Here is an 18,277-nt window from a genome sequence, read left to right as displayed (position 1 = left end):
CCCTCGGCCGGGAAATATCCGAGTGCCGCACGGCCGAAGGCGGCCGTGACACATGACGGGCGAGGGTTCGTCCCTTCACATCGGCGCGATCGTGACCCAGGTCGATTTGAAGGCGGGCGTGCGGCTGGCGGGATCGACCGCACGGCCGATCAGCACGTTGCATTCCGGATAATAGACGAGCGCATTGCCCGCGCGCACGTCGAAGGCCCTCGCGACGAGACCGCGCATCTCGCCGGTGTCGCTCTTCACGCGCACGCGGGCGTCGTGCGCGATGCCGAAGCGCTCCAGGTCGCGCTCGTTCATGAGGATCACGTCGCGCCGCTCCTGGCCGCGGTAGATGTCCGCGTCCTCGTACACCACCGTGTTGAACTGCCCCTCGCTGCGCACGCTCATGAGACGGATGTGCCCGGCTTTGTCGTTGCTGAGAGGGATGGGATGCGCGTGGAATTTCGCGCGGCCCGTGGGCGTGGCGAATGTCGGCGCGTGCAGCACACGCCCCGGGATCGTGAACTCCGCGCGGGTGCGTTCGATGCCCGCAACCGGCTCCATGCCGGGAATCAGTTTCGCGATCCAAGCGCGGATGTTCGCGTGATCGGCGAGATCGGCGAACGAGATCGGCGAGCGCTCGCCCATCACGCGGTGCGCGAGATCGGCGACGATCCGGACCTCGCCGCGCGGTCCCTCGAATCGGTGTGGACCACCCTCCGACAGACGGACGAAGTTGAACATCGACTCCTGCGTGGTCGGTTGCTCCTCCTCGTCGCGCGCGGCGACGGGCAGGATGATCGTCGTCTCGCCCCGCCCGTGCGCATGGCCGTTGTTGAGCGACGTGTTGAGGTACGCCACGAGCCCGATCTTCGCCATCGCGCGCCGAGCGAAGTCCGCGTCGGGATTCGAGCCGAAGAGGTTGCCGCCCAGGCACACGGCCGCGCGCATCTCGCCGCGCTCGGCCGCTTCGACGCACCCCATCGTGTCGAGACCCGGCGCGTCGGGCGGCGCGAGGCCGTGCTCTCGAAATCGTTCATAAACCGCACGGCGAAGCGCCGGCGTCACGCCCATCGTCCCGATGCCCTGCACGTTGCTGTGACCCCGAATCGGCAGGAGCCCGGCATGCGGGCGGCCGATCATGCCGCGCATCAGGGCGAGATTCGCGATCCACTGCACGTTTTCGACACCATGCGCGTGGTGCGTGATGCCCATGGTCCAGCCGAAGATCGCCGCGCGGCTTTTCGCATACACGTCGGCGGCGCGCTCGATTTGCACCCGCGTCACGCCCGATGCGGCGACGATGTCGTCCCATGTCGTGCGGTCGGTGACGGCGCGCAGCGCGTCCCACCCATCGGTCGCCGTTTCGCGGAACACGCCATCGACCGCGCCGATCTCGACGAGGCGCTTCGCCATGCCGGTCATGAACGCGATGTCGCCGCCGATATGCGGCTGCACGTACTGGCTTGCGATGCGCGTGCCGAAGAGCAGACTCCACGGATCGGACGGCACGCGGAACCGCACGAGCCCCGGCTCGCGCACGGGATTGACGACGATCACGTGCCCGCCGCGCCGACGCAGCCGCATGAGCATCGACATCAGGCGCGGGTGATTCGAGGCCGGGTTGCCGCCGATCAAGACAAACAGATCGCACTTTTCCACATCTTCGAGATCGACACTCGAGGTCGCCCCGCCGATCGAGCCCATCAGCCCGACGCCGCTCGCCTGATGGCAGTAATAGGAGCAGTTGTTGACGTGGTTCGTGCCGTAAACGCGCGCGAACATTTGCAGCAAAAACGCGGCCTCGTTCGACGAGCGCCCGCTGAAATACCAGAACGTCTCCAGCGGATTCGTCGCGCGCAGCGTGCCCGCAATGCGTGCAAGCGCGTCGTCCCACGCGATGGGGCGGTAGTGCGCCTGGCCCGGTTCGGCGATGACAGGAAAGGTTAGACGACCGGCGGCCTCGAGTTCGCGGGGCGACATGGCGCGAAGGCGCGCGATGGAATTGGCCGCGAAGAATTCCTGCGGGATCGCGCCGCGCATATCCCCGGCCATGGCCTGCAAGGACTTCTTGCACAGCTCGGGGAAATGCCCGATCTCGTTGCGCATGCCGCCCGCCGCGCCGCCCATGCCCAGCGCGCACGCCTTGCATGCGTTTCGCGAACGCATGGCGCGCCACAACCGCAGCGGGCCGACGGCGGCTGCGAGCCGCAGCGTATAGGCGATCGCGGCAAATCCGCCGCCGGAGCGGGCCGGGCGCAAAGGGGCCTCCGAAAAAGAAGCGCGAAGGTTAGGGTGTTGCGGCGCGCGGCGTCAATGCGGAAGGTCAGAGCTCGATGTCCAATCGTCGCCGCCGGCACGTGTTCACCGAGACGCCGCCCACCACCAGCGCGAGCGCCAGCAGGCTGATCGCGTCGGCGATACGGTGAATCTCGGCGCGCTCGTAGGTCGCGACCATGGCGTGCTCGCCCGGCTCGACGGTGACGCTCACGACGCCGGTTTCGGGGAGCGGCGCCGTCTTCGTTCGCGCGCCGTCCACACGCACCGTCCAGCCGGGGAACCAGAAGACTTCGAGGGCGACCGTCGCATGCGTGCGCACGGTGGTGCGCGCTTCGTAGCGGCAAAAACCCGTCTCGCCGCCCTCGAGATCGGCGTCGCCGTCCACGACGCGCCACGGCGCGGCGGCCGGGCGCGCGGGCTTTTGCGTCACGGCCACGGGCAGGAAATCATCCGACGCCATGCCGGTGATGTTCGCCGCGCGCACGTTGGGTACCGAGAGAAATTCGTCGAAGGTCGCAAAGCGGGGTTCGCCCATCGCCTCGCCCGCCGCGCTTGCCGCACCTTCGGCGTCGAACATCTTGTATGAGAGCGTGTCGAGGTCGAGGAGCAGATAGCGCGCCGATGCGTAGGGGAAATACAGTATCGTCGCGGCGACGATGACCACACCTATCGCACCGAGCCGACGCGCTTCGGTCCAGCGCGCGCCGAGGCCGTCGCGCAGCGCGGCGAAGACGATGGCTAGCGAAACGGTCGCGGCAAAAGTCGCCACCATCAGGAAACGCCACGGAAACTGCACGAAGCGGATGAGGGGCAGGTGTTCCCACAGCGGCGCGGTGAGGCGATTCGTGAACGCCAGGCCGATGGCCGCGAGCACGAGGAACACCGCCGCGTCGCGCCGAACCGTGCGCACGCGGATGGCCGCGACCAGCGCGCCCGCGAGTACGGCCCAGTGCACGAGGCCGAGTTGGCGCGACATGCCCACGCCGTCCTCACCGCCCGGCGCGCCGAAACCCCAGTGCGGGCGGAATAGATCGAGCGCGGGAACAAAATGCCGCGTGAACGAAAAGAATCCCGTCGTCAGGTGTTTCTCGGACTGCACCGCATCCTTGAGCGCGAGCGCGGGCAACCAGAAAAACGCCGAAAGTGAGAGCGCCGCGCCGATCGCGCCCAGCGCCGCGATCCACCGGCGGCGAGGCGTGCGCAGCACGATGAACAACGCGACGATCGGCGTGTAGATGAGAAAACTGATGTTGTGCGCAAAGCCAAGCACCCCGTGCGCCAGCGCCGCGAGCGCGAGCCATCGCGCGTCGCCCTCATCCGCGAAACGCAGATGCCCCAGCACGATCCATGGAATGAGCGCGAAACCCCACAACTCCGCAATCGCCGCGCGGGCGTACAGATCGACAAGCAGGTAGGGTGCAAAGACGTAGAGGATTGCGCACGCGAGCCCCGCGTCGCGCCCGGCGATCCGTCGCGCGAGCGCGAACATGCCCAGCGCCGCGCCGAGCACGGCGAGCAGATACGAGCATTTCATCGCGAGGGTCTGCGTGAGGCCGAGGGCGTGGAACGGCCAAGCGACGTAGTAGCCCCACGGGGCGTACATCGCGAGCAGCGGAGAGCCGTAACCCGCGTACATGTCGGGTGCCCAGCGCGTATAGAGCTCGCCCGCGCGCAGGCCGCGGTCGAGTTCGAAAAGCCGCGCCGCGTCGAGCCCCGACGAATGACCCCACAGAGGCCACGGTCGAAACATGGTGTGCGTCGCGAGATAAACCGCCGCAGCGATCACGAGCGTCGTGACGAGATGGTCCCAGCCCTTTTTCGGCATGCGGGCACACCACCACACGGTGGGGGCGTGGTCAAGACGCGGACAGGAATCCGACGCGCGCGGATCAGTCCCCGGAGATCGGCACAAACGTCGCGGTGGCGACGACCTGGAAGCCGAGCGTCAGGTTCACGTCCTCCTGCGCCACCGTGCCGTCCTCGACCTCGGGGATCTTGGCGCAGATGGCGAACTCGGTATCGGACTCCATGACGAGTTCGGTCAGCCGGTCCTCGGCGTCGGTCGCGAGATCGAGCGGCGTCCAGTCGTCAGTCGTCGTGTTCGCGGGAATCAGCTCGGTCACGCCGATGAAGTCGTCCTCGGAGATCTGCTCCGCGTCGGTGGTTTCGGTGAGGTACAGACGCACGGTCACGTCGGCGGGGGTCTCGTTGTCCTTGACCTCGTAATCCATCGCCTCGACGGCGAGGTCTTCCAGATGGCCCTTGGCGTCGGCCCACCAGTCGATGTCGGCCAGCAGGTCGTCGAAGGTCAGCAGCGCCGGCGGGCAGACCGCGCCCACGCCGACGATCGGCATTTCGTCGAGTTCTTCCTCGAAGGTTTCTTCCTTGGCCGTCGCGTCATTCACGCTTTCGGTGAGGGCGTCGCACGCCGCGAAGGCGAACAGCGCTGCCGCCAGCCAAACCGCAATCCACTTCATCGACATCGTTCCTCCGCGCGAACATCCGCGTCGTTCGCATGTTCAGGCTCAACCAACCGCATCGCGCGGCACCGGGTGCACCGTCGCCGATTCAATCCATTTATTATCGGAAAACACGCAACCGTTGGAAAGACCGGATAATCGGGAACCAACCCTCACCCCGCCTCGCATTGCTCCCTTCGGGTCTGAGCCTCAGGATCGAAGACGGCACCCCTCTCCCGTCATGACGGGAGAGGGGCCGGGGGTGAGGGCATGCCTCACGGCTTCGCGATGACGAACTCCACCAAATCGCCGACCTTCGGCGCGGGATACGCGAACGCTTTTCCCTTCGTCTCGTTCAGCGCCTTCATCGCCTCGATGCCCGCGTCGAAGGTCCAAAAATAAAACGCGGTGAAGTCGTCGTCGGTGGACAGGAACGCCGCGAAGGGACGTCGCATGCGCTCCGGCGTGAGGTCCGATTGTTTGAGCGCCTTGAAGTTTTCGATCACCGCGAATTCGCCGTCGGCGGTATTCAAGCCGTACTTGAGCGCCATCGTCCTAGGCTTCACGCCGTGCGCCGCGCCTTTGTCGACGAGCACGATGTATGAATGCGTTTCCAGCGGGATCACGCGCGAGACCTTCGCCGTCATCTTCGTCTCATAGCGCGCGGCGATGTCGGCGGGAAACTGCGCGGCGGCGACCGTGGCGGCGAGCGCCAATACGACGGCGAGCGCGAGGGGGCGTTTCATCGGGAGCCTCCGGAGCGGGAAACGACCATCTTGCATGGATGGCGGGGGCGACTGTGCCACATGGACCGTCGTGTCCGCCGGCGGTGACGGCGCTACTGCGCCGTCTCCCCCCCGAACAGCAATCCGCCGTGGAGAAGGTGCACACCACCGCGCGCGTTGTAATCATGGCCGTCCGACGTGGCGGCGCGGCGCGGCACGAGCGCGTGATACTGGTACGTCGCGTCCAGGCGCAGCGGCACGCGGAACCAGTCGGCGATGGGCGGGCGCCAGCCCACGCCGCCGCCCATGACGTGCGTGTCGGCGTCGAGGATGACCTTGCCGCGAATGGTCGTGCCCGATTCGGGGAAGCGCGTGCCGATCGTGCGAAACGGCGTGGGCTCGAAGCGATACCCCGCGCGCGCGGTCCACTGGTCGTCGATCGTCCACTCGGCGGCGGCGCGCGGAATCCACACGTCCACCGTCTCGTATTCGGAGTGCGATCCCGCGAAGTGCGGCCGCGCGGCGACCTCCTCGTAACGGCTCCACTGCCGCCACGAGCCGTCGGCCAGCACGCGCACGCCGCCCGGCGCGTCCCAGTGCATGCCCACGGTCACGTCGCGCGGCACGTAGGTATCCAGAAAATTCATGGGGATGTTCATCGTGGGAAAGGGCAGACCCGCGACGGTGGGCTCGGCCGTCACCTCGATCGCCTCGAAGCTGCCCCAGGTTTCTTCGCGGTACGTCGCGCCCACGCCCCAGCCCTCGCCATACACGTATACGCCGTACAGCGGCTTGGGGCTGAAGCTGCCGCGCATGCGCGTGCCTTCATTCGACGTGCCGCCCGACACTTCGGCGCGCGTCTCGACGATGCCGTCGCCGCGAAAGCCGCCGTGAAACCCGATGCCGAGCGCGACGTGCGGCGCGATGCCGACGCCGAGCGCCGACTGCATCGTCATGTTCGCCTCACCCCAGCGGTCGAATTCGCCGTAATCCGAACGCACGTCGTCGAAGATCATCATCGTGCCGAAATTGCGATCGACGGCGACGGAAAATCCCCAGCCGAGGGGCGGAAGATTCAGCCGTGGCCCGGCGAGGGCATCGAGGTCGAGGCGCAGACCGAGGATCACCAGATGGTTGCTCGCGCGTTCGTGCACCGTCTGCCCGTCCGCGAGGCCGCCGACGAGGCGCGGCATGGTGTAGGCGTACGACGCGAGGAACTCGGTGTGGTCCGTAACGGCGAGGCCCGCGGGGTTGAGGTAGTGCGCGGCCACGTCGTCGGCCTCGCCGCCGAGCGCGTTGGCGAGCGCTGTGGCGCGCGGCGACAGGCCGATGGTGTTCGGCGTGTAGATCGACGACGCGCGCGCGACGCCCGCGAACAGGCGCAGCAGAATCAGGATCAATGCGAGTTGGAATGTCGCGGTTCTGGTCACGGCGTCCGTTCGTGCGGCGTTTCCACCGAGGTTCGCAACGCGGCCCCGGGGAATCCCGCCGGGGCCGGCGGACGTGTTTAACCCGAATCGCCGTTCGCGCCAAGGCGGGGGAGCGTGACGTCCGACGGGGTTCAGGTTCCCAGTCGATAAATGCGGCGGATCTCTTCCAGTATCGAATCTCGATCCGCGCCTCGCACTCCGAGCGCCTTGAGGTCGATTGTCTCGTCGCGCATCCGTGTGACGAAGTTCCGCAGGTCGTGACGGACGGTCTCGGGAACATCCCCCGCGAAGTCGGGGTCGAGGATTTGATAGAGCCTGTACACATCGTTCCCGTGCTTTCTGACGTCCCGACCGTCAGCAGGTTGCCCCTCGGCTGTTCGCGCCGTCAGGTCGAGCCACGCGCGGGCCTTGAGCGGCAGCAGGTGCTCAGGTCCGAGATAGGTCAACCCTTCGGCGCTTTTCCGTCCGCCTTGGATGAATCGATAGTAATCATCTTCCATGAGGATCGCCGACAGGCTCGATACTTCGTCCCCCATCGGAATCGGTGTCAGGTGAGCGCCTTCGGGGAGATCAAGCAGATCTGGTTTCCGCGTAAACAACTCCAACATAGACGGGTAATCGGCATCCGTCGGATTCTGAAACCGGTAGCACTGCCGCCCTCCCATCTCCTTTCGCCTGGCTTGATATCCGCCCGCGCGGACGAATTCCCAGAACGCCGTGACGAATGCCGCATCCAGTGTCTCAACGCACAGGACGATGTCGAGATCCTTGGTCGCGCGGAACTCGACCCCCGCGGCATTCATCGCGAGGTCACACGCCGTGCCCCCGATCAGCAGATATCTGTCCGCGAGGAGCCGAAAGTGCTCCCGGAAGATTTCGAGACCCTTCACCACGGTACGCCCCGCAACAGTTCGTCGAGAGCGGCTTCCACGCGCTCGTTCGGATCGTCCTTCAGCGAGAGATACAGGGAAAGCCGGTCGACCACTTTGCAGTTCTTTGGGGGTTGTGGCGAATAGCGCCAAACCTCAAATTGCGCGGCGTCCGTTTCCTCGGATGGAAGTTCCTGAACCTGTCCGGATTGCCGGAGCATTTTCCAACGCTCGCGACTGACCGCGAACGTGGGGTGTTCCGGTTCCGCGAGATCGGAATATCGGGCCAGGGCCGCGATCCCCGCCAGTGGCCCCGGCGATTCCCACGTGCTGAGTTTTCCGCTGACCCTTCGTTCGATGGGGCTGCGCAGATACGGCAAAGCGTTGGTCCAGAGATCTCTCAGGTTTCCTGGCATGATCAGGCATCGCCCGATTCCGTGCTTGATGGGCGCGGCAAGGTTCGCCGCTTCGATTTCGTTGAACACCCGTGTCATTGTCATGGGTGTGTAACTCAACGCTGCCGCCGTTTCGGTGGGAGTGATGCGACTCCCCGCGGACTCATTCAGCAGCAGGTGAATGATCGTAGCCTGTGTCGCTGGGGCAAACTTCCGATTCTCCGTTTGGAGCTTACGGAAATGCTCTCGAAGGTCGATGCCTGACATTGGGAGATACATCTGGTTGCCGGGTACGACGAAGGGCACCTTCTGTTCGATCAGGCGCTTGCGGTTGTATGCCGTGACGCGATCGCACACGTAGATGACGTCCGCGCTCCATTTTCCGCGGACCATCGCCATGTGCTTGCGAACCGTAGCCGGGGAAACGTCCTCCCGGTTTCGATCTTGCATGATCAGGCAGGGGTGCCCGTCGATCTCGCACTCGAAAAAGGCGTAATTGCCTCGGAGGAACGCGGGAAGGCGTTGGCCGCCAAGCCACGGTCGACCGGACACGGAAATGGCGAGCGCTTCCACGAGGTAGCGCTCAAAGTCGACAAGCCCGAGCGTCATGACGGCTCCTAACACTCATTATGCACTCTAACATAAAACATGTTATCGTGCATTTCAAGAGTTAGGCCAAAAGGGGCGGGACGTGACGCCGCGACGTGCGGGCGGTCAGTTCAGATACCCGAGCGACTTGAGGCGGTCGAGCGTGCGGCGGTCGAGTTGGATGTTCTCCATATCGCCGGAAGCGGTTTCTCGGTCACGGCGGGCGGTCTCGATCGCTTTTTCCAACGCGGCCGCGCCGCCGGGTTCGTAGAGGTTGAAAATCTCGCGCGGGTCGTCTTTCAATCGGAAGTACTCCCACGGGCGGGCCATCGCGCGGATGTCGCGCGGGTTGCCGGGCATGAAAGGCTCGATGAGCTTCTCGGTCGTCGTTCGCGCCGAAAAGCGGTTCGGGCCCATCGACTGCGTCTCGGAGACGATCGGTCCGCGCTCGACGAGGTCGTGCAGGAGTTTCGGCACGCCGTCCTTTTCGCAGCGCAGCAGTTCGCCCCGGCGCGCGTCGTCTGTCGAGGCGTCGAGGATGAGCTTGGCGACGGCCCGGGCCGGAATCGGCGCGTCAACCAGGCGCGAGCCGGCGCACGCGCCCTTCGGCCACTTCACGATGAGCGGCACGCGCACCATTTCTTCGTAGAGGAAGTTGGAGTGCCCCCAGTAGCCGTGGTCGAAGAATTCCTCGCCGTGATCGGAAAGCACGACGATGAGGGCGTTGTCGTAACGCCCCAATTCTTGCATGCGCAGGAAAAACCGCCCGAGCATCTGATCGACGTAAAGGATCAACTCGTCGTAGCGGTTGATGGTCGCGCGCGAGGTGTAGTGCGGATCGACCCGCGCCCAGTCGAGGAACTCCGAGAACACCGTCTGCTTGTCCATCAGCTTCGGCGTCGGCGGGCCGAATATCCCATACGTCTCAGGCGGCGGGACATAGGGATGATGCGTATCGAACAGGTGGATGAAGAGGAATCCGGGGCGCCGGTCGGAGAACAGCCACAGGGCGGCGTCGCGCACGTTTTCGGCGGCGTGGGTGGTTTCGTCGAAGCGGAAGACATCGAAGCCGCGGTCGAACCCGAACTTGTCGGACACGTACACGCCGTTGACGAAAGCCCCCGTGCGGTACGAACGCTGGCGCAGCGCCTCGGGAAAAACGCCGACCGAATCGCGGATCTTGTGACGCCAGTCGGTCGCGCCGTGCTCGTGCGGCATGAGTCCGGTGAAGATCGACGCGTGCGCGGGCAGCGTCCACGGGGCATGGGAGATGAACTGATCGACGACCACGCCATCGGCGGCAAGCCGCGTGAGGGCGGGCGCAGTGTCGCGTTCGTAGCCGTAAACCTGAAGATGGTCGGCGCGCAGCGTGTCGATACTGATGAGCACGATGTCGCCCGCGCCGGCGGGCAGCGGATCGGTCGCCTGGCGGCCGAGGAGTCCTCCGAGCATCACCATCGCGACGAGCAGCACCGGGGCGACCCACGCGCGGGCGCGGTGTCGGCAGGCGGGGGCGGCGGCGCGCGGGCGACGGACGATGTGGGCGACGACGAGGAACGCGACCGCGAGCAGCCCGGCCAGGGCGATCCGCACGACGCGGAACGCAAGGGGTTCGACCGCCATGCCGAGACGCACAAAAACTTCGAGCAGCTCGGCGGGCGAGTTGATGGTCATCGTGAGGTTGACGATGTTGAACATCCGTCCGCCCTCGAGCGTGACGCGCTCGTAGAAGACGTACGACACGATGATTAGCACGGTGGGCGTGGCGGCGACGAGGACACGCACGGCGGGTCGCCCGCCGAGCCGCCGCGCGACGGCGACGAGCACGGCGAACACGAAGCCGACGGCGAGGCCGTTTTCGATGCCGGGGGCGAGGAATTTCTGCACCGTGGCGACGAAGACGCCGGGCAGGCCGCGGTCAAGGTAGTCGTAGGGCCCGGCGCGCATCACACCGAGCACGAAGCCGCCGATCGTCCATGCGAATGCGACCAGCATCCACCGGTTTGCGAAACGCGCGATGCCGTCGATGGGACCGGGCTGACCGCGCTCGCTCAACGGCAACTCCAAAAAATTCGATGGACGAAATCCCGAAAGATATCGGCGCGGCGGCGGGCGATGTCAAGTCGGCGCGTGCAGATGCGCCGCGCACGCGAGGCAAAAGTCCTCGCCCTTCTGATCGACCTCTTCGATATAGGTGGACGAGCGCATCACGCACGATGGGTCGATGCAGTGCCGCAGGCCGAACGTGTGACCGAGTTCGTGCACCGCTTCCTTGACCGCGCGCGCGACGAGCCGGTCGCCGTCGTGCCCGCCGCCGTAAAATTCCTCGCGCAAACGGTGCGTCGAAAAGATGCCCGCGCGCCCGCCGAGCTGCGCCTGACCGAACAGGTACGTGAAAATGGGGATGAACAGATCGACGCCGGTCACGCCCAGCACGCGCGCGTCTGTGGCCGCGTCGTTCGACTCGTCGAGCAAATTCTGGAGCAGAACGCCCGCGTGGTACTGATGGCGTTTCGGGTCGCGGGCGGGCTCGGGATCGATCGCGCGGGGGTCGAGCCGCACCTCGCGCCGGCACCACCGCGCCACGCGCGGCGCGATCGCGTCCAGCAGCGCCGCGTCCACGTAGCCGATCGGACGAAGAACAATCGACACATTCGCGCCCGGTTCAGGTTCGCAGCCCGTATTTCTTGATCTTGTTGTACAGCGTGGCCCGGTCGATCTCCAGCACTTCGGCCGCGCGCGAGATGTTCCAGTCCACCTGACGCAGCACGTGCTCGATGTGCACCTTCTCCATGTCTGCGATGGACATCAGCGTGGGGGCGGCCGGGCCGCCGGTCGCGGGCAGCGACAGGTCCGCCGCGTCGATGCGTCGCCCGCGCGCCGACACCAGCGCGCGCTCGATGACGTTGCGCAGCTCGCGCACGTTGCCCGGCCACGGGTGCGCGGCGAGGCGGGCGAGGGCCTGCTCGGTGAAGCCTTCGACCGGCTTGTTCATCTGCTCGACGAGCCGGCCGAGCCAGTAGCGCGCGATGGGCTCGATATCCTCGGCGCGGTCGCGCAGCGCGGGCAGGTCGATGCGAAAGACGTTGAGGCGATAGTAGAGGTCCTCGCGGAAGGTGCCGTCCTTCACCATCTGCTCCAGGTCGCGGTTGGTGGCGCTGATGATGCGGAAATCGACGCCGATCTCCTTGTCGCCGCCGAGCCGCGTGAATCGCTTGGTCTCGATGACGCGCAAAATGTCGATCTGCATGCGCGGGGGGATGTCGCCGATCTCGTCGAAAAAGATCGTGCCCCGGTCCGCGGTTTCGAGCTTGCCCTTGCGCAGATACTGCGCGCCGGTGAACGCGCCCTTTTCGTGGCCGAACAGTTCGTCTTCCAGCAGCGTCTCTGCGATGGCGCCGCAGTTGACCGTGACGAGGCTGAAATACTTGCGGCGGCTGTTCATGTGGATCGCGCGGGCGGCGAGCTCCTTGCCCGTGCCCGATTCGCCGCGGATCATCACCGTCGAGTCGGTCGGCGCGACCTCGCCGATCAGCCGGATCATGTTGCGGATCGCGGCGGAGCCGCCGACGATCTCGTCCACGGCGGCGAGCCGGTCGATGCCCTCGCGCAGCTCACGGTTCTCGTTGCGCAGCCGGATCGCGTCCATCACGTTGCGCACGATGTGCGTCAGTTCGTCCGGGTCGATGGGCTTGCAAATGTAGTCGAACGCGCCGTCCTTGAGCGCCTGAATGGCCGTGTCCACCGCCGCGAACGCGGTGATCATGATGACAACCGTGTCGGGCGTTGTGGATTTGATCCGACGCAGCAGCGCCATGCCGTCCATGCCCGGCATCTTGATGTCGGTCAGCACGATCTCCCACTTGCCGCGGTCCAGCGCCGCCAATGCCTCGTCCGCGCTCGCCGCCGTGCCCGTGCGGAACCCGTCCGCCGAAAACCACGCGTCGAGCGAGTCGCGCACCGAGAATTCGTCGTCCACGATCAGAATGCCGATATCCGAGGTTTCCATGGCTCACACTCCGAAAAACATCAGGCTCCCGATTTCGTCACGCGCCCGAACGCCGACGCGCCCGCTTCGTCGGACGGACCGCGCAGGGGCAGCGTGATCGTGAACGTCGTGCCGATGCCCGGCGTCGAGTTCACCTTCACGCGACCGTGGTGCGCCTGCACCACGCCCCACACCACGGCAAGGCCCATGCCGATGCTCTTGCCCGAGGTCTTGCTGGTGAAAAACGGCTCGAAGATGTGCGGCAGCAAATCGGGCTCGATGCCCTTGCCGGTGTCGTGCACGCGGATGCGCACCTCTTCCTTATTCTCATAGTCGGTGGAGACCAGGAGTCGCCCGCCCGGCTCCATGGCGTCCATCGCGTTGACGAACAGCGCCACGAGCACCTGCTCCAGCCCGCTCGCATCGCAGTGGACGAGCGTCAGTTCGGTCGCCGACAGATCCTGCTCGAACGCGATGTTCTTCATGTCCATGCCGTGGCGCACGAGCCCCGCCGCGCGGCGCACGATCTCGTTGAGCGGCCCCGTGGCGAACTCGCCGAAGGTGCGTTTGGCGAACATGAGCAGGTTGCGCACGATGTCGCCCACGCGCTTGATTTCGACGGCTCCGGTGTCGAGATGGCGGCGGATGGCGTCGAGGCGTTCGGGGGTCGGCTCGGCATCGATCAACTTACGGCAGACTTTGACGTAACTGAGCACGCCCGAGAGCGGGTTGTTGATCTCGTGCGCCACCATCGCGGCCATCTTGCCCAGCGACGCCATCTTCTCCGATTCGAGCACGCGGTCGCGCGCGGTTTCGAGCTCGCGGGCGCGGGCCTCGACCTTGTCCTCGAGCGTGCGATTCCATTCGAGCAGGTTTTCGCGGGCAGCGTTGAGCTGATCGACCATGCGCCCGAACGCCCGGGTGAGGCGGCCGATTTCGTCGTCGGCCGGGGCGCGGGGGAGGGGGACGTCGAAGCTGCCCTCGGCCACCACCTCGGTCGCGGCGGTGAGGGTGACGATCGGCCGCATCATCCACGCGGAGATCACCTGCACGCCCACGAGAATGAGGGCGACGGTGACGACGAAGAGTACGAGAAAGGCGCGCCGTCCGCGATGGTATTCGGCCAGAATGTCGGCTTCGTTCTCGCTGACCAGCACCACCCAGTCGTACGGCGCGAAGTAGCCGACGGCGGCCAGTCGCTTCGCCGTTGCGCCCCCGCTCGCCCAAGGAATCTCGCGCAGCGCGATCTGCCCGGCCCCTAGCGCGCGGGCGGTATCGAGCAATTCGCGGGTGGTCGCCGCGTCGGGGCCGTCCCGGTCGAGGGCCTCGCCTTCCGCCAAGCGGGGATGGATGCGTGCGCGGCCCTCGCCGTCGAAGACGACGCTCTCGCCGTGGCGCCCGACGCGCACCTCGCGCACGACGTCGCGCAGCGATTTGAATTGGCCGCCTTCGCGCCAGCCCATCGTCGCGCCGCTCACGCCGTCCGCAACCTGAAAGCGATTCTCGTGGAATCGGTTGAGGGCCTCCTGCGCCTCGCACAGGCGCAGGATGCTCATGGACGCGAACTCGAGAGCCTCGCGGGCGCTGTCCACGGCGCGGGCGCGCTGGAAACCGGCGGCGACTGAAGAATAGACAATGAGAGGAGTGAGGGTCAGCAGGAGCGTGGCGACGACCAACTTGTGTTGGAGCGGCTGCCTCGCGAACCAACGCAACGCGCGACGACCGAGGCCGCCGGGCGCACGCGCGGCGTTTTCCGAACCCGACATCGCCAAATCCAACCCGCCCGCCATTTGCGGACGAAATTCCGCTCGGGATTCCCGAGCACGACGCAAGGGTACCACAAAGCGGACTCGCATGTCCATAAAAAAGCGCCAGTGGCCTGATAAATAAGGCGAAAAAGTCGCGTGCCGAAATATCCTACAGCGATGGCTCGTCGGCGTGTTGAACTATTCGGCATCCCTCCGAAAAGGGCTGTCGCGAAATTCAACAACAAATTTTATCAGCGATTTCATGTGCTTACGCTCGAAACTCGCGGTTGTGAGAATCCACTGTTGAATTCCTCGACACTTTTCGGCCCGGTCGAGCGCCACGGGGACGTGCCGTGAACTCGTAACCGTTTGATTATAAAGGAGAATATTTGAAATTTGTGACTTGGCCCGCTTCTTGGATATGGAAACAGGCGGAAGCGAACCGAGGTAAAGCCCAAGGGAGCACGCCTCGAACCCGAGAAGGGAGGACCCCATGGTCATCATCATCGTCGCCGCCTTCTTCATCACCGCCATCGCGCTCGACGCCCTCGTCGTCGAGCGCCTTGCGCACCGCAAGGCGAAGGAAATGTTTCTGAAGAAGTTCGCGCTGGACGCCATGGGCGAACCCGATCGGGACATGCTCTACACCGAGGGCCACACCTGGCTCCGCCTCGACCGGGCTGCCTTCACGGTCGGCCTCGACGAGTTCACCCGGCGGCTCGCCGGCACGATCGACGCGATCCAGGCTCCGGAGCCGGGCGACCGCGTGACCAAGGGAAAACCGGCGTGGACGCTGCGCATCGGCGAGCGCGAGCTGGCAATGCCGGCGCCGCTGACCGGCACGGTGTATGAGGTGCATCGCGATCTCGTCGCGCATCCCGCGAAGCTCGGCAATCCCTTCGCCGACGACGCGTGGATCATCAAGATCGCCCCCGATCACGCCCTGAGCGAACTGCCGGATCTCTACACCCCGGCGCGTTTCCGCAAGTGGTTCGACGTCCAGAAGATCCGCCTGTTCGCGGCCTGCGCGCCGCAGCTCGGCCCGGCGATGGCCGACGGCGACGAGGTGCAGGAAGGCGCGGCGCGCCACATGGACGACGACACCTGGAATCACGTTTGCGAGATCGTCTACGGCCGCGGCCGCGACGAATCCAAATCGGTTTGACTTTTTATCATCGCAAGGAGAGACCCATGCCACGCAACTACCCCACCACCCGAACGGCCGCCGGCCTCGCCGCGACGATCGCCCTGATCGTTCTGGCGGGCTCCGCGGCCGCGGTGATGGGCCAGGAGACGGCCGGGCCGCCGGTGGATCCGCCCGAGAGCGTGACCATCCGGCCCATCGGCCCGCACTTCGGCCCCGTCACCTTCGCGCACAAGACGCACAACGACTACGTCGATAACGGATGCGCGAGCTGCCATCACAAGGGGCTCGAGAACTTCGACTTCAGCTGCTCGGGATGCCATCGGCCCGACGAAATCGTCACGGAAGCCGGCAAGCCCGCCGCCCTCAAGCGCGCCTACCACATCCAGTGCGTGGGTTGCCACAAGTCGCTTCAGGCCGGACCCGTCGCCTGCACCGGCTGCCACGCAAAAAACGTTGCGGCGAAGCCGACTCCGGCCCCCGCTCCGACCGGCGAGGTGAAGCCATGACGACGAACACGACGAACACTTCGTGCGACAAGTCCGTCAGCCGCAAGGACTTCCTGCGCCTGATGTTCCTGGGCGGTGCGGCCGCGGCGGCGACCCCCCTGCTGCCCGGGACCGCGAGCGCCGCGCCCCGCATCGAGCTGCACAAGGACACGCTGGCGGTGTTGATCGACCTGTCGCGCTGCATCGGCTGCCGAAGCTGCGAAGCCGCGTGCAACGAGGCCAATCACCTCGGCAATCACCCGGCGGAGTACGAGTCCGACAAGGTCTTCGACGAAATTCGGCGCACCGACGCCACGCACTTCACCGTCGTCAACAAGCGTATCCCCGCCGAGGGCGCCGCTCCGGTCTTCGTGAAGAACCAATGCATGCACTGCTCCGAACCGGCGTGCGTTTCCGCGTGCCCGGCCCGGGCGTTTGAGAAGAACATCAACGGCGCGGTGACCTACAACCCCGACGTGTGCATCGGCTGCCGCTATTGCATGCAGGCGTGCACCTTCGCGATGCCCGCGTACGAATACGACAGCGCGTTCGATCCGCGCGTGCGCAAGTGCGAGATGTGCTTCCACAATATCGACAAGCAGGGCGCTCCGGCCTGCGCCTCGATCTGCCCGCAGGACGCGATCGTCTTCGGGCGGCGCGAAGTGCTGATCGAGGAAGCCCGCAAGCGTCTGGAAAAGGACGCCGGCTACGTGAAGCACATCTTCGGCGAGAAGGAACTCGGCGGAACGAGCGTGCTCTACATCTCCAGGGTCCCCTTCGATCAAATCGGCTTCCCGACAAACCTTCCGCTGGAGCCGATGCCCAAGGCGACCTACGGATTCCTGTCCACCATCCCGGTCCTGCACATCACGCTCCCCGTGCTTCTGGCCGGCATCTACAGCGTCACCCGTCGGCGGGACGACGCGCGCGCGGAGGACGATCATGAGTAGTCCGCTCGTCATGACGCCCGAAGGACGGGCCTGGGTTCGCGAAAACATCCTGCTCGGTCAGAGCGTGCGCGACTACCTGCGCAGCCTCGTCACTCCGTGGAATCTCGTGGGTGCGGCGATCGTCGCCGTCGGCCTGCCGGTCATCATCGCCCGGTTCATCTGGGGCCTCGGCGCGACGACGAACCTGTCCAACACCAACCCGTGGGGTATCTGGCTCGGCTTCGACATGTTCTTCGGCGTGGCGATCGCCACCGGCGGATTCGCCATGGTCGTCGGCGTCTACATCCTCGGGCGCACCGAGTACAAACCGATGGTCCGCCCGGCGATCCTCACCGGCTTCCTCGGATACGCTCTCGCGGTCTTCGGTCTCGCCATCGACCTCGGCCGTCCGTGGCGCTTGCCCTATCCCCTCTTCGTCTCGATGGGCACCGCGTCGGTCATGTTCCTCGTCGCCGAGCATCTGTTCCTGTACATCACGATCCAGTTCCTCGAATTCCTGCCCGCGGCGGTCGAGTGGCTGCGTCTGCGAGCCGTGCGCGCGTGGCTGCACCGCATCCATATCGGCGCGGTGATCCTGGGTTCGGTGCTCGTGATGGGGCATCAGTCGGCGCTGGGCGCGCTCTTCCTGCTCATGCCCACGCGGCTGCACCCGCTGTGGTACTCGCCCTATCTGCCGTATCTCTTCTTCGCGTCGTGCGTGGCCGGCGGTATCGCGATGCTGGTCGTCGAGAGCCTCGTCTCCCACAAGGTGTTCGGCCACAAGCTGTCCCACAACGACCACGAGACGATCGACCGGCTGACGCTGGGGCTCGGCAAGGCGGCGATGTTCGCCCTCTTCGCGTATCTCGGCCTCAAGCTCCTGTCGATCGCGCACGGCATGTCCTGGAATCACATTTTCACCGGATGGGGCGCGTGGTGGGCCGTCGAGATCGTCGCGGGCATCGCCCTGCCGTCCGTCCTCTTCCTGCTCGGCATCTGGCGCGAGAGCGCGACGCTGGTTCGCTGGGGCAGCGTGGTCACCGTGCTCGGCCTGCTGCTCAACCGCATGAACGTCGCCGTCATCGCGCTGAATTGGAATTTGCCGGATCGCTACGTGCCGTCCTGGATGGAGATCGCGGTCTCCGCGACGCTCGTCGTCTTCGGCGTGTGGATCTTCCGCTGGATCGTCAACCGTATGCCGATTCTGAATCGGCTGCCCGAATTCCCGGACCACGACTAGAGGGGCGAG

The 18,277-nt window shown here is 65.7% G+C and carries 15 protein-coding genes; 4 read left to right on the top strand and 11 right to left on the bottom strand.

All coding sequences use genetic code 11. The annotated features are described in order from the left end of the window. Nucleotides 1-75: 75 nt before the first annotated feature. The 11 genes from IT350_07485 to IT350_07435 form a co-directional block, all read right to left on the bottom strand. The gene (locus IT350_07485; GenBank protein ID MCC6157880.1) at nt 76-2,247 is read right to left on the bottom strand and encodes an FdhF/YdeP family oxidoreductase; all 2,172 of its coding nucleotides are present in this window, start codon (nt 2,245-2,247) and stop codon (nt 76-78) included. A 64-nt stretch (nt 2,248-2,311) separates the two neighbouring features. Continuing rightward, entirely contained in the window at nt 2,312-4,090 is a 1,779-nt protein-coding gene (locus IT350_07480; GenBank protein MCC6157879.1) for a hypothetical protein, read from the bottom strand. A 64-nt stretch (nt 4,091-4,154) separates the two neighbouring features. Continuing rightward, nucleotides 4,155-4,748 (bottom strand): hypothetical protein, encoded by a 594-nt coding sequence (locus IT350_07475; GenBank protein MCC6157878.1) that lies wholly within the window; start codon nt 4,746-4,748, stop codon nt 4,155-4,157. A gap of 251 nt (nt 4,749-4,999) precedes the next feature. Continuing rightward, nucleotides 5,000-5,470 carry a hypothetical protein gene (locus tag IT350_07470; GenBank protein MCC6157877.1) on the bottom strand — a complete coding sequence of 157 codons (471 nt, stop codon included), beginning with the start codon at nt 5,468-5,470 and terminating at the stop codon, nt 5,000-5,002. Nucleotides 5,471-5,562: 92 nt separating this feature from the next. Next, nucleotides 5,563-6,879, bottom strand: coding sequence for a hypothetical protein (locus tag IT350_07465; GenBank protein ID MCC6157876.1), 1,317 nt, complete (start codon nt 6,877-6,879; stop codon nt 5,563-5,565). A 131-nt stretch (nt 6,880-7,010) separates the two neighbouring features. Continuing rightward, entirely contained in the window at nt 7,011-7,772 is a 762-nt protein-coding gene (locus IT350_07460; protein ID MCC6157875.1) for a hypothetical protein, read from the bottom strand. Continuing rightward, nucleotides 7,766-8,752, bottom strand: a complete 987-nt coding sequence (locus IT350_07455; protein MCC6157874.1) for a hypothetical protein — start codon at nt 8,750-8,752, stop codon at nt 7,766-7,768. The genes IT350_07460 and IT350_07455 overlap by 7 nt, the downstream gene beginning before the upstream one ends. A 105-nt stretch (nt 8,753-8,857) precedes the next feature. Continuing rightward, nucleotides 8,858-10,786, bottom strand: coding sequence for a sulfatase-like hydrolase/transferase (locus IT350_07450; GenBank protein MCC6157873.1), 1,929 nt, complete (start codon nt 10,784-10,786; stop codon nt 8,858-8,860). Between the two features lie 63 nt (nt 10,787-10,849). Further along, nucleotides 10,850-11,383 carry an archaemetzincin family Zn-dependent metalloprotease gene (locus IT350_07445; GenBank protein MCC6157872.1) on the bottom strand — a complete coding sequence of 178 codons (534 nt, stop codon included), beginning with the start codon at nt 11,381-11,383 and terminating at the stop codon, nt 10,850-10,852. 13 nt (nt 11,384-11,396) lie between these two features. Further along, on the bottom strand, nt 11,397-12,740 hold the full coding sequence (locus tag IT350_07440; GenBank protein ID MCC6157871.1) for a sigma-54-dependent Fis family transcriptional regulator: 1,344 nt from the start codon (nt 12,738-12,740) through the stop codon (nt 11,397-11,399). Between the two features lie 20 nt (nt 12,741-12,760). Then, nucleotides 12,761-14,485, bottom strand: a complete 1,725-nt coding sequence (locus IT350_07435) for a HAMP domain-containing protein (GenBank protein ID MCC6157870.1) — start codon at nt 14,483-14,485, stop codon at nt 12,761-12,763. A 475-nt stretch (nt 14,486-14,960) separates the two neighbouring features. On the opposite strand from IT350_07435, the gene IT350_07430 reads away from it, so the two are divergent. From IT350_07430 to nrfD, 4 genes are read left to right on the top strand one after another with little or no spacing between them, the layout of a single operon-like run. After that, nucleotides 14,961-15,632 carry a glycine cleavage system protein H gene (locus IT350_07430; protein MCC6157869.1) on the top strand — a complete coding sequence of 224 codons (672 nt, stop codon included), beginning with the start codon at nt 14,961-14,963 and terminating at the stop codon, nt 15,630-15,632. A 26-nt stretch (nt 15,633-15,658) separates the two neighbouring features. Then, nucleotides 15,659-16,120: a cytochrome c3 family protein gene (locus IT350_07425; GenBank protein MCC6157868.1), complete on the top strand. Its 462-nt coding sequence runs from the start codon at nt 15,659-15,661 to the stop codon at nt 16,118-16,120. Next, nucleotides 16,117-17,049, top strand: a complete 933-nt coding sequence (locus IT350_07420; protein ID MCC6157867.1) for a 4Fe-4S dicluster domain-containing protein — start codon at nt 16,117-16,119, stop codon at nt 17,047-17,049. The genes IT350_07425 and IT350_07420 overlap by 4 nt, the downstream gene beginning before the upstream one ends. Nucleotides 17,050-17,059: 10 nt before the next feature. Then, complete coding sequence (gene nrfD, locus IT350_07415; GenBank protein ID MCC6157866.1) at nt 17,060-18,268, top strand: polysulfide reductase NrfD; 1,209 nt, start codon at nt 17,060-17,062, stop codon at nt 18,266-18,268. The last annotated feature ends 9 nt before the right edge of the window (nt 18,269-18,277 follow it).

It is taken from the genome of Deltaproteobacteria bacterium (assembly GCA_020845895.1).
Classification (GTDB): Bacteria; Lernaellota; Lernaellaia; order JACKCT01; family JACKCT01; genus JADLEX01.
The sequence above is the reverse complement of the archived record's forward strand: the minus strand, read 5'-3'. Positions and strand labels throughout refer to the sequence as shown.

Coding starts and splice junctions, on each gene's coding strand:
- IT350_07480 (MCC6157879.1), bottom strand. CDS start 4,090: ATGCCGAAAAAGGGCTGGGACCATCTCGTCACGACGCTCGTGATCGCT.
- IT350_07475 (MCC6157878.1), bottom strand. CDS start 4,748: ATGTCGATGAAGTGGATTGCGGTTTGGCTGGCGGCAGCGCTGTTCGCC.
- IT350_07470 (MCC6157877.1), bottom strand. CDS start 5,470: ATGAAACGCCCCCTCGCGCTCGCCGTCGTATTGGCGCTCGCCGCCACG.
- IT350_07455 (MCC6157874.1), bottom strand. CDS start 8,752: ATGACGCTCGGGCTTGTCGACTTTGAGCGCTACCTCGTGGAAGCGCTC.
- IT350_07440 (MCC6157871.1), bottom strand. CDS start 12,740: ATGGAAACCTCGGATATCGGCATTCTGATCGTGGACGACGAATTCTCG.
- IT350_07435 (MCC6157870.1), bottom strand. CDS start 14,485: ATGTCGGGTTCGGAAAACGCCGCGCGTGCGCCCGGCGGCCTCGGTCGT.
- IT350_07430 (MCC6157869.1), top strand. CDS start 14,961: ATGGTCATCATCATCGTCGCCGCCTTCTTCATCACCGCCATCGCGCTC.
- IT350_07425 (MCC6157868.1), top strand. CDS start 15,659: ATGCCACGCAACTACCCCACCACCCGAACGGCCGCCGGCCTCGCCGCG.
- IT350_07420 (MCC6157867.1), top strand. CDS start 16,117: ATGACGACGAACACGACGAACACTTCGTGCGACAAGTCCGTCAGCCGC.
- nrfD (MCC6157866.1), top strand. CDS start 17,060: ATGACGCCCGAAGGACGGGCCTGGGTTCGCGAAAACATCCTGCTCGGT.